This is a genomic window from Clostridium fermenticellae, assembly GCF_003600355.1.
Taxonomy (GTDB): Bacteria; Bacillota; Clostridia; order Clostridiales; family Clostridiaceae; genus Clostridium_AV; species Clostridium_AV fermenticellae.
The window spans coordinates 18555-33393 of sequence record NZ_CP032416.1; the positions used below are offsets into that span (position 1 = coordinate 18555).

The following is a 14839-nucleotide window of genomic DNA, read 5'->3' on the forward strand; positions in this document are numbered from 1 at the left end:
TTAATGTGATTAGAAGGATTTATAAAAAACATGTCGAATGTATGATTTATAGATTAGTGAGGTATAATATGGAGAGTATATATAATAAATTATTTATTAAAAATAAGTGTAAAAAGTTATTATGTATTGAAACTAAAAAATTTAATACTAGAAAATATATACCTAAAATTATTAGAAATTCTATACTTAAAAATCTTTTGGATAATAAGAAAGTGGTTATATTTACAGATAGTATATTACATAGAAAAATTTTAGATATATATATTAATAAAAAAAATACTTTTTTAACCAGATGTTTTGAAAATAAAAACTTGAATATAGAGTATTATGATGTTGTTGATTTTACTGTTAATCCAATACAATTTTTACATATGTTAAATATGATTGCAAAAACAAAGGAAGAACTTTGTGTGATCTGGGATTTTAAAAGTATATCTAAAAGATTTAGTAAATTGAGTGAAATTAAAAAATGTATCGAGGATATATTTTCATATTCAAATAAAAATGTATGTAATATCATTTATATATATAATATCGTATATAATTTCAAAGATATTAGAAAGTTTTTAAATAATTTTGACGATGTAGTTATTGAATATATGAAGTCACAGATCTTATGTTCCTGTAATGATAATATTGATAGCACTGTAACCTTATTAAAATACGGTGAAGAATTGTCATGCCGCGATAATGCTATTTTTTCATTTAATAATATGTTTGATAAAATACCTAAAGGTATAAAAATGGACAAATTCACATGCTTTATAGTAAATGAATTAGTAAATATATGTGATGTTGATTTTTGTATAATTCATACTTTAAATGATAATGGAAACGATATATTTAAACTGGATAATTTTACAGGAATAATTAATGAATATAAAATTTATTTAACTGAAAGTATAGAAAGAACAGATTTTAAAGATTATTTGTTAATGAACAATGATAGCTGTATTGACAAATCTTTGAAAGGATGTTTAGAGAAAATAGGAGTACAATCTTGTGCAGCAATTCATGTGAAATATTTTGATACAATAGATGGAATAATATATGTCGGAAGATATCATAATTATATATCAGAATTTGATTTTAGATATATAAAAGATATATGTAAAGCTTCATTTTGCATAATTCAATACAAATATATGAATTTTAATTTAAAAAGTAGACTCATGGAAAATGAAAGGCTAAAGCTTATGGGTGAAATCGGATTGGGAGTGGCACATGATATAAACAATATTTTAACTCCTATAATTGGTTGTACTCAGCTTTTAAAGGATAAGATAGATGATAAAAATTTATTAAAACAGTTAAAGATAATAGAAATTTGTGCTTATGACGGCATGAATATAACTAATAAAGTCAAGAAAATTGCGAAACAATATAATAAAAGTAAATCGGAAATATTTAGTATAGATGATTTAATTTTAGATGCAGTTGAACTTACTAAAAGTAAATGGCTTATGGAAAGTGCAGCGAATGGAATAAAGATAGTTGTAGTTACAAAACTTAATTCTAAAGCTAAGATTAAGGGAAATGCAACTGAAATAAGAGAAGTTTTTATAAATATTATAAGAAATTGTGTTGACGCAATGCCATATGGAGGAACTATAAATATAATTAGTAAATGTATTAAGGAAAAAGTTAGATTATATGTAAAAGATGATGGTATAGGGATGAGTAAAAGTGAGATGGAAAAGATATTTGAACCATTTTTCACTACTAAAGGTAATAAGGGATCAGGATTAGGTCTTAGTGTATCAAATGATATAATAAAGGAACATAATGGAATGATTCGTGTATTTAGCAAAAAAAATATTGGAACCATGTTTGAGATAGAATTACCTATATCAAAGGAAGTTATTAAACATGATGACAACCTTTATGATAAAAGAATAAGTTTTAATGGTAATATTTTAATAATAGATGATAGACAAGAAATAAGAAATGTCATATCAAATATGTTAAAGTCAATGATATCTGATTGTAAAGTTAAGAATTGCGGATGTGAAAATATAGAACAGGAAATAGCAAGGAGAAGGTATGATGTCGTTATATGTGATTTTTCGATGCCGTCCATAAATGGATTGCAGGTTGCTAATATGGTAAAGAAAATGTATGATGATAGTTATTTTTGTCTTATGACCGGATGGGTTGGTGAATTTAGTAAAGAAAAACTTAATAAGGTAGATTTTATATTAAATAAGCCAATAAATAAAAGTGATATAGTTAAATTATTTATGGATTATAAAGAATTCAGATAATATTATTTAAAAATGCAGGTTTAAAGTATGATGATTTTGTAAATAATACCAATAAGAATTTTATTGGAGGATTTTGATTTGAAATGAAAAAAATCTTTATTTACGTATTTATACTTACATGCATTTTTATTTTTTGTCCTTCATCTAATTCAAATTTTAATAGTGATAATCATGTTAGTGGAAAAGATAGAATTGGTTATAATAATAGTATTATGAAAATGTCTTACTATATTAGATATGATAATACCGAAGTATATGACAAAAGTATTAGTAAGCATACAGTTCTTTGTACTTTAAATAAAAATGAAGAAGTTATAGGATATTATAAGAAAAACGAATATGTATATTGCAAAGATAATAAATATGGAAAGTTTGGATGGATAAAAGAAAAAGATTTAAAGGATGTAATATATAAAGATACTAAATATGTATTGGATATTGATTTAAATACATCAGATATAAATATTATAAAGAATAGAAATATAGTAAAAACTATTCCTTATTTTTTAAATGATGACCAGTATGATGAAATTCCATCAGGTGTATTTTACATAAATGGAAAAGGAAGTTATAATTATGAAGGCAGTAGAAGATATTATGTTAAATTCTTTTCAAATTATCTAATACACTCTATACCTCTAGATGAAAAAGGTAATATAATAGAATGTAGGGGAAATAGGTTTGGATTTAATATAGCTTATGATAGTATAAGAGTTTCAATTCAGGATTCGGATTGGTTATTTAAATTTATTTCAGATGGTTCTGCTGTCATTATACATTATTAATTCTCTATTTGAGTTTTTAATAAGGAAGGTTTGTTTATATGGATTATGATGTACTTATATTAGGTGGAGGGATAATTGGATGTGCTGCTGCATATGAACTTTCAAAGTATAGCTTAAATATAGCTCTTATAGAAAGAGACTATGATATAGCAGATGATGTTGCGCTTTTTAATTCGACTATAGTATATGATGGATTGGAGTGCAATGATAGCTTAATGTCAAAATTAGAAATTATGGGTAACTCACTTATAAGAGATATGGCTCAAAAATTCAATGTTAAATTAAAAGAATATAACTCTATGATTATTGCAGAAGATGAAAATTGCCAAAATAAACTTATTGAAATATATAATGAAAAAAAAGATATAATAGATAATATATACTTGTTAGACGGTAATGATGCTTTGAAAATTGAACATGCTTTAAGTAATAAGGTAAAGAAAGTATTATACTCTAAGAATACTTTAATAATAGAACCTTATGATTTGGCCTTAGCTTATGGAGAGATAGCATTTGATAATGGAGTTAATTTTAAACTTGAAGAAGAGGTCTTAGATATACAAAGGATGTCTAAAGGATTTAGAGTTATTACTAATAAAAATAAATTTACATGTAATATGGTTTTAAATACGACTCCAGGCAAAAATTATAGTATAGGAAAATCAGATAGGTTAAATAAGAATAGAGAAAATCAAAAATATTTTCTTTTAAATAATAAGGTCAAGAAAAAATTTGATTCTATAATTACTTTTATAAAAGAGGATGGCGAACAAATATGTATGTCACCTACAATTGAAGGAAATTCTGCAGTTTATATAAAATCAGCTTTTGATATAAGTTACGAAGATGCTTTTAATGAAATTATTAAATTTAATAACTTAGTAAAAGAAGAAAATATAAGTCAATTTTATGAGATCCCATTTTATAATGATACTTTGATTATAGATGATAGTTTTATGGAAAGTGGATATATAAGTGTGAACGGTAAAAGTTATGCTCAAGTTACAATTACACCTGCTATAGCTAAAATCGTATGTGAAACTATAGTTAATAATTTGAATTGTGTGTTAAAGAAAGACTTTATAGATAAGAGAAGGGAATTTTATAAATTTAGAGATTTATGCAATAATGACAGAAAAAAAATTATAAAATTAAATAAGAGTTATGGTAAAATGGTATGCTATTGCAATAAAATAACTGAGGGTGAAATAATAGATGCGATAAGGAGACCTTTGGGTGCACGAACGCTAGAGGGAGTTAGAAGAAGAACTGGCATAACTTTTGGCGATTGTATGGGTGCTAGATGTTTAAATAAAGTAATTAAAATTTTAGCTAGAGAAATGAATAAAGATATGACAGATATTGTTAGAGAGTCTGGGGATTCAAAACTTATATTGGGTAGAATAAAGGAATTTAATGATATGTGATTTAATGGGGGAATTAAATTGATACGACAATGTATTTGTCCTAAGTGCAGTAAAAAATGTATACTAGATATAGATAAATATAATAATGAGATAGAAGTTAATGGAAACTTATGTAATCAGGGTATAAAGTATGCTAATATGGAGATAAATAATAATAAAGCCATATTAACTACACTTGTAAGAATAAAGGGAGCTAAATGTAATGTTATACCTGTAAGAAGCAATAAACCAATTGATAAATCTATATGGATAGAATGTTCAAAGGCATTAAGTAGATTGCATGTTGGTGCGCCTATAAAATGTGGTGATATAGTATGCACAAATATATTAAATACAGGGATTGATATAATATCTACTAAAACTGTTGCAAAATTTATTTTGTAGTTTTTACAATAATTGATTACAGAAAGTGATTGTATAATTGTTGACATAAATAATTAAAATATATATAATTAAGTAAAAACGAAAATTAAACCTAGGATAAGGCTAGTAATGATATTGAAGTTTAAGAGAGTCAGTGTAATTTTTGGTGTGAGCTGATACGGATATGTTGTGAATCCACCTTTGAGGGACTGCTATAAACAGTACGGCAATACCGTTATAAATTTAAGAGAATCAAGATATTTTTATTGATTAATTAGGGTGGCAACGCGGAGTCTTTCGTCCCTTTATTGGGGATGAAGGGCTCTTTTTATATTAAATGAAAATACATATGTTTAAGGAGGAGTTAAAGTGTTAGATTTAAAAAGAATTAGAAATAATCCTGAAGAGGTAAAAAAACAATTGCAAAATAGAGGAGAGGAATTTGATCCTAAATCTATAGATGAAGTTTTATCATTAGATGAGGATAGAAGAAAAATTTTAGTTGAAGTTGAAACTTTGAAAAATAAAAGAAATCAGGATTCTAGTTTGATACCAAAATTAAAAAAAGAAGGAAAGAATACAGATGAGATGCTAGTTGAAATGAAAAAGCTTTCTGATACTATAAAAGGATATGATACTAAGCTTTCAGACATAAATAAGAAGATAGAATATATAATGCTCAGACTTCCTAATATACCAAATCCAGCAGTTCCAGCAGGTGAATCAGATGCTGATAATGTTGAAATAAGAAGATGGGGAGAACCAACTAAATTTGGTTTTGAAATAAAACCGCATTGGGATTTAGGAACTGATTTAAATATACTTGATTTTGAAAGAGCAGGTAAAGTTGCTGGATCAAGATTTACATTTTATAGAGGATTAGGAGCAAAACTTGAAAGAGCCGTTATAAGTTTTTATTTGGATTTACATACAGAAAAACATGGTTATGAAGAATTGTTTCCACCATATATGGTAAATAGGACCAGTATGACTGGAACAGGTCAACTTCCAAAGTTTGAAGAGGATGCATTTAACATCTCAAATAATGACTTCTTTTTAATACCTACAGCAGAAGTACCTGTAACTAATTTTTATAGAGATGAAGTATTAGATGGAAGCAAATTACCAATAAAGCATGTTGCTTACAGTGCATGTTTTAGATCAGAAGCGGGTTCAGCTGGTAGAGATACAAGAGGTCTTGTAAGACAACATCAATTTAATAAAGTTGAGATGGTCAAGTTTACTAGACAGGAACAATCTTATGATGAGCTCGAAAAATTGACTCATGATGCAGAGGAAGCGTTACAAATTTTAGGATTGCCTTATAGAGTAGTTAGAATATGTAGAGGAGACTTAGGATTTACAGCGGCCCTTAAGTATGATATAGAGGTATGGATGCCAAGTTATAATAGATATGTGGAAATATCAAGTTGTAGTAATTTTGAGGATTTTCAGGCTAGACGTGCTAACATAAAATACAAAGATAATCCAAAAGACAAACCAAAATATGTTCATACTTTAAATGGTTCTGGTTTAGCAGTAGGAAGAACAGTAGCAGCACTGCTTGAAAATTACCAACAAGAAGATGGAACTGTAGTTATTCCCGAAGCTTTAAGGAATTACATGGGTGGAAAGTCTGTGATAAAGTAAAAATCTGATAAAGTAAAAGCCTGATAAAGTGAAAAAAATTGTTGACATGTGTCTTTAATATGTTATAATAATACATGTCAGCAAACGTGGAAAGATGGTCGAGTTGGTTTAAGGCACCGGTCTTGAAAACCGGCGTGCGGGTAACCGCACCAAGGGTTCGAATCCCTTTCTTTCCGCCATATATATTTAAGTAGGACATGGAGAAATACTCAAGTGGCTGAAGAGGCGCCCCTGCTAAGGGCGTAGGTCGGGTGACCGGCGCGAGGGTTCAAATCCCTCTTTCTCCGCCATAAAAAGCATCCGTTTGATGGATGCTTTTTTATTGTAACTTTATCTTGAAAATTTATAGAGAACAGTGTTTTTGAACTAAATCACTGTTCTCATATTATTTAATTAGTTAGATAAATAGTATTTAAATTTTAGAAACGAGAGCGTATTCTATTATGCATTGAATTAGTCATCGGAAATTCTCTAAATTGATGTCTAAAATCAGAGTTTGCATTTGAATTTAAATCTGAATTTGGATCAATACTTGTTGTTGTAAATGATTCACCATCTGATCCAATCTCAGAAGGATAAATTAATATATTTCCATTGGATACTAATGCTATAAGTTCAACAGTATTAGTAGATGAATTTAATAAATTACCATTAACTGTAGTTCCCTGGTATTTAACAGTACCCATATTTGCTAAAGGAAGCAGCTTACTGTATCCATTTGAAGGATCTTCGCTTATCCATTCTGCAGATTTTCCTATTTCATTCTCATATGAAGAATTAAGTGTTGTGTTTATTGTTTTAGTTTGGGCAGTGCCATTAGGATAAGTAGCAGTGAATGTCAAAGTCCATTCAGAGTTTGAATTCGATGATTTATATATTTTAGCACTAATGGTTGATCCAATAGGGACACTCATTATATTCTGAGAGGCATCAGGTAGCTTTTCCCAAAATACTTCAACTGTAGTTTGTCCATCTTTGATTTCTTCCATAGTTCCCATTTGTAAAAGGTCAGAGGAAGAAACTCCACCTAAGCCAATCCATTGAGCGGCTACTGCATAGTTATTATTAGATGAAACATTAGGAATAGTCCAATTTCCTGAAATACTGGTATAGATTGCATTAGAAGTTGGTTTACTTATATAGCCAGACCAGTTTGATGAAGTTTGAGTATTAGACGGAAGACTAAAAGAATTTTTTATATTTCCTGTTTTATTATTTCTTTGTGAAATATCTAGTTGTCCCTTATGAGAAAATTTAGAAAAAACATATTGATTGTTGTTAACATTTTTTTGAAATAAATTTGTATGAGTAATAAATAATGATCCTGATATGAATAAAAATGAAAGTACTATCATAGAGAATTTCCCAAATATATTTTTCATTAATCATCTTTCCCTTCAATTAGATATATTTATAATTAATAACTATTTTATAATATTTATATGATGATTTTGTGGTAATTTTAAAGCAAATTTGTGGCAATTTATTATTCTACGTAAAAAAATCGTATTACATTTTGTAATACGATTTTCATTTGGTGCATCAGAGAGGATTCGAACCCCCGGCACGCTGGTTCGTAGCCAACTGCTCTATCCAACTGAGCTACTGATGCAAATCAACAGTAATATGATAGCACAATGTTATTGAAAAATCAAATTACAAATTATCTATTTTGCTGCCTATGTGTTCTCCCATTTTGACTTTACTTTCATATCCACTTTTAGAGTTTTCAATTATATCTTTATCAATATATATTGTATTTCTTTTAAAAAATAGAATTGTGGTAGAACCACCAAATTTGAAGTAACCTTTTTCCTGCCCCTTTTTTATAAGTTTGCCCGGTGTATATGTCTGGATTATTGATCCGACACAGGTAGCACCTACTTCAACACAAATTATATCATTAAAATTTTCAGAATGAAATAAAGTCCATTCACGTTTATTTTTGCAAAATAGTTCTGGAATATTTTTTAGAGCTATTGGATTTACCGAGTAATAGTCACCATTTATCCTTTGTGTCTTATTGCACACACCATTATCTATAAAGTGAAATCTATGATAATCTGTAGGACATAATCTCAATATCAAACAGGTTCCATTTGAAAAATTTGAAGCTATGTTGTTATCATCTATAAGATCACGCAACTTGTATGTAAATCCCTTTATTTGAATTATTTTATCCATATCTATGTCTTGATAAACTGTTAACCTACCATCTCCTGGAGATATTAATACATTATTATTCATATCTATCGGTCTTGAATTTGAACGTAATTTTCGCGTAAAGAAATCATTAAATGAGGTAAAATCTTTAACTGATTTTATGCTTTCCTTCATATCTATGTTAAACTTTTTAGTAAATTTATTTATATTATGTTTACTTAGAGCGCTGTTGCAATAATACCCATATAATTTTGAGAATAACTTCTTTTTTACGAAGAGTTCTAAAAAATTCATTCCTATAGGTGAAGAATAAACCCAATTTAAATATTTATCTCCTGCTACATTTTCTATTTCATATTTTTTTGTTTTTCTGTTATAATAAGTTATCATATTATTAACTCCTCTTAAGAAAAGTAAGTTTTCAATTTAAATTATTTACTATAGAGTGCAAAATGTCAACTTGTATTTTTATTTCAGATGTTCAATTTACAAATTAAAAGTAATGTTAGTAAAAGTATTGAGTTATTTCAATAAGATAGTATAATATAATTGAGAATTTATACTGACTGGTCAATAAATATTTGATAATAATCGGAGTGATATTGAAATGAATAAAACTAAAAAAACTATATATGAATCAGCTATGAAAGTCTTTTCTAGTTGTGGATATAGTGGTGCTACAATGGATATGATAGCATCGGATGCTGGAGTTGCAAAAGGCACTTTATATTATTATTTTAAGAGTAAACAAGAGATTTTTGAGTATATAGTAGATGAGGGAATGAGGATAATAAAAGAAGAAATCGAGGTTATGGCAAAAGAGAAGGAAGATTCATTAGAAAAGCTTAAAGTTTTGTGTGAAGTTCAACTCGATTTAGTTCAAAACAGAAGAGATTTTATTAAAGTTGTTTTAAGCCAGTTTTGGGGAGAAGAAGATAGGCAGATTAAATTCAGGGAAGTTATAAAAGGATATATTATCTATATTCAGTCATACATAAATAATGCCATGAATGATAGGAAAATAAAAGATGGTGACTCCCTTGCAATGGCTTATAGTATATTTGGAATTATGTATGCATCAGCAACATATGAATTATTTAATAATAACAGGGAAAATTCAGAAGAGTTTAAAAGGGGGTTGATAGATCATTTTTTGAATGGTATTCAAATATAATTATGTAATTTAGTTAATTATATAATTGACTTTTTAAGAGAATTATACTAAAATACTTTAGTAGTTATAAATTATGCACTCGTAGCTCAGCAGGATAGAGCAGCGGTTTCCTAAACCGCGTGCCGGAGGTTCGAATCCCCTCGGGTGCACCAATAAAAAGAGAGAGCAAAAATGATTATATTTTTGCTCTCTCTTTAATTATTAAGACTTGATTAACTATAAACCGTAAATGACTATACAATTACTGTCACTTAGACTGCTTTTTTAATTTATTTTATTTGTAAACATCCAGATTCTATTGAAACTATTCCACTATCATGATTAAATTTAGAATTGCAAGAATTGATTATCATTTTTATCTTTTGGCAATTATCATAATTCCATAATTTAAAAATAAAATTTACAGTGTATTGTTTTAAAACTTTGTTCTCATCCTTTAAGGATATAATACCTTGTCCTTTAATTACAATGGATTGTATATCATTGTTACAATTGTGATCTTCTTTATTATTATTCTTGAAATCATTTATATTATTAAATGACATACTTTCAGGAATTGCTAATAGAATTGCAGAAATATTATAATTATCTTTCTTTTTTTGTACAACATATTTCAGAGAAAGATTAGTTTCGCAATCATTATGATTAATATTTGCTTTAATGTTAAAGATTCCATGATTAAATGAATCACATTTGTTATTTATGCGTCCACTTCCACTGCCTATAATAGAAAAATTTAAACTATGATATTGATCTGGAGAACATGTAAAGCATGGATTTGAATAATCAGCAGGTTTAGGAATTAATTTAGTAATATTTTCAAGCTTTTCCTGAAGAAAGACCTGTAAATTCGTTACATCACGTATAATTTTTTCTACTCCTTGATTGATTTCTTTTATATCATTAATAGAAACACATTTACATTTATTTGGATTTAATATATATTGAATTTTTTCACTTTCTGCATTTATAATATGTGATAATCCCATTTCCTCCATTGCAATAGATGCCATAAGCATATTTATTGCTTCATCTCTAGTTATATCAATAATTGGGGTTATGTTTGGAATATTTGGTAAAGACATATTATATTACCTCCCTTTGAAATAATTATGAATATGTAGTTAATATATTATGTTTTTAAACTAATTATGGATTTTCTAAAAGACCAGTTTTTAGGAGCCTTTTAGAAAATCACTAATATTAGTTTATACGAATTATCATAAGTGATGCACCAGCAGAGGAACCTAATAAAATTGCAGATCCTAGAATTCCAAACAATTGTAAGGATACTGTTGATCCTGCCGTTAAATTTATATCTATTTCATTTGTGAAATTTGAAGTAGCAATAATAGGATTTATAGTAGATGCTGTATTTGCAGAACCGTTTATTATGAGTCTTGATCCCAATAAAAGTGATGCAGTAGTATTAATGTGATAAGAAATACGGTATAGTCCATCAGTATTTATAGTAAATATAGTGTTTGAGGAGTTTGGAGAAATATCAGATGAAAACACCTTTGAATTTGGCAGATTTACAAGTGTTCCTAAAAGTATAACACTTATTATACTACCACTTGTATTTGCAGCGAACCCTGCTGTTGAAGTAGGGTTTAATCCCAAAGCTCCAGTAGGACCAGTAGGACCAGTAGCACCAGTAGGGCCAGTAGGACCGGTATCACCAGTAGGACCAGTATCACCAGTAGCACCGGTAGGACCAGTAACACCAGTTGCTCCAGTAGGACCGGTAGGACCAGTATCACCAGTAAGACCAATATCACCGGTAGGGCCAGTGGGACCAGTAGGACCGGTGTCACCAGTAGGACCAGTATCACCAGTAGCGCCGGTACCACCAGTAAGACCAGTGTCACCAGTAGCACCAGTTACACCAGTAGCACCAGTAACTCCAGTAGGACCGATTGCACCAGTATCACCAGTAGGACCAGTATCACCAGTAGGGCCAGTTACACCAGTAGAGCCAGTAGCCCCAGTAGGGCCAGTAGAGCCAGTGTCACCAGTAGGACCAGTTACACCAGTAGGACCGGTTACACCAGTAGGACCAGTAGCCCCAGTATTACCGGTAGCTCCAGTATCGCCGGTAGGACCAGTAGAACCAGTAGGGCCAGTAGCACCAGTAGGACCCGTAGCAGCACCAGTAGGGCCAGTAGGGCCAGTTGCACCTGTTGCTCCTACTGATACAGGAGAATTAAGAACATCATCCATTGTAGAATTTAGTATTAGTTGAGTTTGTGCCATTACATCAATAAGGGTATTAACATTTTTATTAACCGAAATTATATCATCAATACTTGATGGATTATCATTCAATCCTGGTAATGTTCCTAATACAAATTGAATTTTCTCTCCTTCTGAGTTTATCACATGACTCAGGCCAAGCTCTTCCATAGCAATAGAGAATAATACCATGTTTAATGCATCTTCTCGTGTAATAGAAGGGCTAAGAGAAGGTAAATTAGGCTGTGACATTTATAAAAACCTCCATTCAACTTTATTTTAGCTTAAACGTACAATCATTAGTGAAGCACCGGTACTATTACCCAATAAAGTGGCTATACCCGCTAAACCAAATAATTGTAAATATACTGTTGATCCTGCGGTTAAATCTATCAGTATCTCATTTGAAAAGTTTGATAACGATAGAATTGGTACTATTGTGGAGGCTGTATTAGATGATTCATTTATGATGAGTCTTGTGCTTAAGAGCAAAGATGCAGTTATATTGACATTATATGATATTCTATAACGTCCTGCTGTATTTATTGTAAAGACAGTATTTGATGAATCTATACTAATGTCTGAAGATATAATTTGAGAATTTGGAAGTGGGACTGGAGTACCAGCTGCTAATACTGTTATTGCAGTACCACTAGTATTTGCTGCAAAGGCTGTAGTTTCAGTAACATTTTCGCCAGTAGCCCCAGTAGGACCAGTAGCCCCAGTAGGACCAGTAGCACCGGTAGGGCCAGTATCACCAGTAGGACCGGTGGCACCAGTAGGACCGGTATCACCAGTAGGACCGGTATCACCAGTAGGGCCAGTCTCACCGGTAGGGCCAGTCTCGCCAGTAGGGCCAGTCTCACCGGTAGGGCCAGTCTCACCAGTAGGACCAGTAGCGCCAGTAGGACCGGTAGCACCAGTAGGGCCAGTATCACCAGTAAGACCGGTGTCACCAGTAGGGCCGGTAGCACCAGTAGGGCCAGTCTCACCGGTAGGACCAGTAGGACCGGTTGCTCCAGTAGCTCCAGTAGCACCTGTATCACCATCTGCACCAGTAGGGCCAGTAGGACCAGTAGCACCAGTATCGCCGGTAGGGCCAGTATCACCAGTAGGACCAGTTACACCAGTAGCTCCAGTAGCACCAGTATTGCCGGTAGCACCAGTATCGCCGGTAGCACCAGCAGGACCAGTAGCACCAGTAGGACCAGTTGCACCTCCTGCAGGGCCAGTAGGGCCAGTAGGACCAGTAGGGCCAGTTACACCCTGCATAGTCGACGAGTTTAGGGCGTTTTGCATTTTAGATTTCAGTAATGATTGATTTTGTACGACAGAATTCATTGTTTCCCTTACACTGTCATTAACTGCAATTATATCATCTATTGTTGATGATGGACTTGTTACTCCAGGAATTGTTCCTAAGGTGTATTGTATTTTTTCACCTTCAGCATTTATTATATGACTTAGTCCGAGCTCTTCCATAGCAATTGATGAAAGAATTACATTGATGGCATCTTCTCTTGTTATAGATGGGCTAATACTAGGAAAACTAGGTTGTGACATAATATAAAATCATCTCCTAATTTGATTTTTTAGTTATTCTTGATAATTCTCTTTGTGCTTTTATACAATTTGGATATATAGCTAATACATTTTTAAATGCATCATCAGCTTTTTTGTAATCATTAATTTCTTTATAGCAGCATCCAATAAAATACCATGATAAATAGCTTCCGGCACCTGATAAAATAAGATATTTTGAGTTTCCCTCGCCAAGTTTAATACATTGATTGAATACTAAAATAGCTTCTTTAAATGAATTTTCTTTGAATAAAATTATACCTTTATAAAAATAAAGATCCACATAATCAGGATATAATTTGATAGCTTTTTCAATACCGAATTTTGCTTCATTGTAATTTTCAGTATTTATTAGAATATCATATTTTAATTTGTAAAGTAGAGATGGCGGAAGTTTGTAATTTTTTAAAAAGCCTATTATTGATAGATTTATCTCATAAAGAGCTTTAGTGTATTTTTTTAAACTATAATATTCACTTGCTATATGATAATCAATCCATGGACTATAATTTGGTTCTGTCTTTTCATTTTCAAGTATTTTCAAGTTCCTTGTAATTTTTTCTTTTTTTCGAATTATAGAATCTAGATACCCATAATGATTAATTTCAATATATGGCAGTGCTTTTTCTGAATATATTTCACCTGAATAATTCATAGTAAGATGTTCATGAATTTTACCAGTAAATTTAATATCTCTATGATTACGAAATAATCTATATGATGAGAATAAATAGGATCTATTTATATCAATTGGAAAATCTCCATAATAATTTATAATTGGTACTAGATAGATATATCCCTTTTCATCCATGAGTGTTTGATAAAATTTATTTTTATTTTTTATAATTATTTCTTCATCAGCATCGAGCCATAAAATCCATTTGCCATTTGCTTTAGAAATTCCATAATTCCTTGCTTCAGCAAAATTGTCTTTCCAGGGTAAATAAAAAATTTTTGCTTTATATTTTTCACATATTTTTCTTGTTTTATCAGTTGAACCAGTATCTACAATTATTATTTCGTCTGCAAGGTCTTTGGCACTCTTAAGGCATGAATCTATAAAATTTTCTTCATCTTTTACAATCATACAAAGGGAAATTAATATATTCTTTTCCAAATATCAGCATCCTCTTTACATATTATTAAAAATATAGATTTTGTAATTAAAAATAAAGACTGAATTCTGCCTCGCTAATA

12 protein-coding genes, 4 tRNA genes and 1 other annotated feature are annotated in these 14839 nt (G+C 30.3%); of the genes, 9 read left to right on the forward strand and 7 right to left on the reverse strand.

What is annotated here, in order from left to right; genetic code table 11:
• The first annotated feature begins 68 nt into the window (after positions 1-68).
• The 7 genes from D4Z93_RS00080 (at position 69) to D4Z93_RS00110 (ending at position 6779) form a co-directional block, all read left to right on the forward strand.
• Complete coding sequence (locus D4Z93_RS00080) at positions 69-2264, forward strand: hybrid sensor histidine kinase/response regulator (protein WP_162920222.1); 2196 nt, start codon at positions 69-71, stop codon at positions 2262-2264.
• Positions 2265-2347: 83 nt separating this feature from the next.
• Positions 2348-3049 carry a hypothetical protein gene (locus D4Z93_RS13390; RefSeq protein ID WP_243105957.1) on the forward strand — a complete coding sequence of 234 codons (702 nt, stop codon included), beginning with the start codon at positions 2348-2350 and terminating at the stop codon, positions 3047-3049.
• Positions 3050-3087: 38 nt separating this feature from the next.
• The gene (locus D4Z93_RS00090) at positions 3088-4476 is read left to right on the forward strand and encodes an NAD(P)/FAD-dependent oxidoreductase (protein WP_119969769.1); all 1389 of its coding nucleotides are present in this window, start codon (positions 3088-3090) and stop codon (positions 4474-4476) included.
• 18 nt (positions 4477-4494) lie between these two features.
• On the forward strand, positions 4495-4860 hold the full coding sequence (locus D4Z93_RS00095; protein WP_119969770.1) for a DUF1667 domain-containing protein: 366 nt from the start codon (positions 4495-4497) through the stop codon (positions 4858-4860).
• 84 nt (positions 4861-4944) lie between these two features.
• Positions 4945-5147 (forward strand) — a binding site (T-box leader).
• A 61-nt stretch (positions 5148-5208) separates the two neighbouring features.
• Positions 5209-6489 (forward strand): serine--tRNA ligase, encoded by a 1281-nt coding sequence (gene serS, locus D4Z93_RS00100; RefSeq protein WP_119969771.1) that lies wholly within the window; start codon positions 5209-5211, stop codon positions 6487-6489.
• A gap of 88 nt (positions 6490-6577) precedes the next feature.
• Positions 6578-6668: transfer RNA gene (locus D4Z93_RS00105), tRNA-Ser, on the forward strand.
• Positions 6669-6688: 20 nt separating this feature from the next.
• Positions 6689-6779, forward strand: a tRNA-Ser gene (locus D4Z93_RS00110).
• A gap of 129 nt (positions 6780-6908) precedes the next feature.
• Here D4Z93_RS00110 and D4Z93_RS00115 read toward each other — a convergent pair.
• From D4Z93_RS00115 to D4Z93_RS00125, 3 genes are all read right to left on the reverse strand, one after another.
• Positions 6909-7871: a G1 family glutamic endopeptidase gene (locus D4Z93_RS00115; protein ID WP_119969772.1), complete on the reverse strand. Its 963-nt coding sequence runs from the start codon at positions 7869-7871 to the stop codon at positions 6909-6911.
• A 153-nt stretch (positions 7872-8024) separates the two neighbouring features.
• Positions 8025-8101: transfer RNA gene (locus D4Z93_RS00120), tRNA-Arg, on the reverse strand.
• Between the two features lie 44 nt (positions 8102-8145).
• Positions 8146-9042, reverse strand: coding sequence for a phosphatidylserine decarboxylase (locus D4Z93_RS00125; protein ID WP_119969773.1), 897 nt, complete (start codon positions 9040-9042; stop codon positions 8146-8148).
• A gap of 217 nt (positions 9043-9259) precedes the next feature.
• On the opposite strand from D4Z93_RS00125, the gene D4Z93_RS00130 reads away from it, so the two are divergent.
• Both D4Z93_RS00130 and D4Z93_RS00135 read left to right on the forward strand, forming a co-directional pair.
• Entirely contained in the window at positions 9260-9826 is a 567-nt protein-coding gene (locus D4Z93_RS00130; RefSeq protein WP_119969774.1) for a TetR/AcrR family transcriptional regulator, read from the forward strand.
• Between the two features lie 75 nt (positions 9827-9901).
• A tRNA-Arg gene (locus D4Z93_RS00135) sits at positions 9902-9978 on the forward strand.
• Between the two features lie 117 nt (positions 9979-10095).
• Here the strand turns inward: D4Z93_RS00135 and D4Z93_RS13260 are convergent.
• The 4 genes from D4Z93_RS13260 to D4Z93_RS00155 form a co-directional block, all read right to left on the reverse strand.
• The gene (locus tag D4Z93_RS13260; protein ID WP_199798396.1) at positions 10096-10911 is read right to left on the reverse strand and encodes an alpha-helical endospore appendage domain-containing protein; all 816 of its coding nucleotides are present in this window, start codon (positions 10909-10911) and stop codon (positions 10096-10098) included.
• Positions 10912-11029: 118 nt separating this feature from the next.
• Positions 11030-12313: a BclA C-terminal domain-containing protein gene (locus D4Z93_RS00145; protein WP_119969775.1), complete on the reverse strand. Its 1284-nt coding sequence runs from the start codon at positions 12311-12313 to the stop codon at positions 11030-11032.
• A gap of 27 nt (positions 12314-12340) precedes the next feature.
• Complete coding sequence (locus D4Z93_RS00150) at positions 12341-13624, reverse strand: BclA C-terminal domain-containing protein (RefSeq protein ID WP_119969776.1); 1284 nt, start codon at positions 13622-13624, stop codon at positions 12341-12343.
• Between the two features lie 16 nt (positions 13625-13640).
• The gene (locus tag D4Z93_RS00155) at positions 13641-14759 is read right to left on the reverse strand and encodes a glycosyltransferase family 2 protein (protein ID WP_119969777.1); all 1119 of its coding nucleotides are present in this window, start codon (positions 14757-14759) and stop codon (positions 13641-13643) included.
• Between the last annotated feature and the right edge of the window lie 80 nt (positions 14760-14839).

Bases quoted from the DNA above. Each gene is read 5' to 3' on its own strand.
- D4Z93_RS00080 (WP_162920222.1), top strand. From the start codon at position 69: ATGGAGAGTATATATAATAAATTATTTATTAAAAATAAGTGTAAAAAG.
- D4Z93_RS13390 (WP_243105957.1), top strand. From the start codon at position 2,348: ATGAAAAAAATCTTTATTTACGTATTTATACTTACATGCATTTTTATT.
- D4Z93_RS00090 (WP_119969769.1), top strand. From the start codon at position 3,088: ATGGATTATGATGTACTTATATTAGGTGGAGGGATAATTGGATGTGCT.
- D4Z93_RS00115 (WP_119969772.1), bottom strand. From the start codon at position 7,871: ATGAAAAATATATTTGGGAAATTCTCTATGATAGTACTTTCATTTTTA.
- D4Z93_RS00125 (WP_119969773.1), bottom strand. From the start codon at position 9,042: ATGATAACTTATTATAACAGAAAAACAAAAAAATATGAAATAGAAAAT.
- D4Z93_RS00130 (WP_119969774.1), top strand. From the start codon at position 9,260: ATGAATAAAACTAAAAAAACTATATATGAATCAGCTATGAAAGTCTTT.
- D4Z93_RS13260 (WP_199798396.1), bottom strand. From the start codon at position 10,911: ATGTCTTTACCAAATATTCCAAACATAACCCCAATTATTGATATAACT.
- D4Z93_RS00145 (WP_119969775.1), bottom strand. From the start codon at position 12,313: ATGTCACAGCCTAATTTACCTTCTCTTAGCCCTTCTATTACACGAGAA.
- D4Z93_RS00150 (WP_119969776.1), bottom strand. From the start codon at position 13,624: ATGTCACAACCTAGTTTTCCTAGTATTAGCCCATCTATAACAAGAGAA.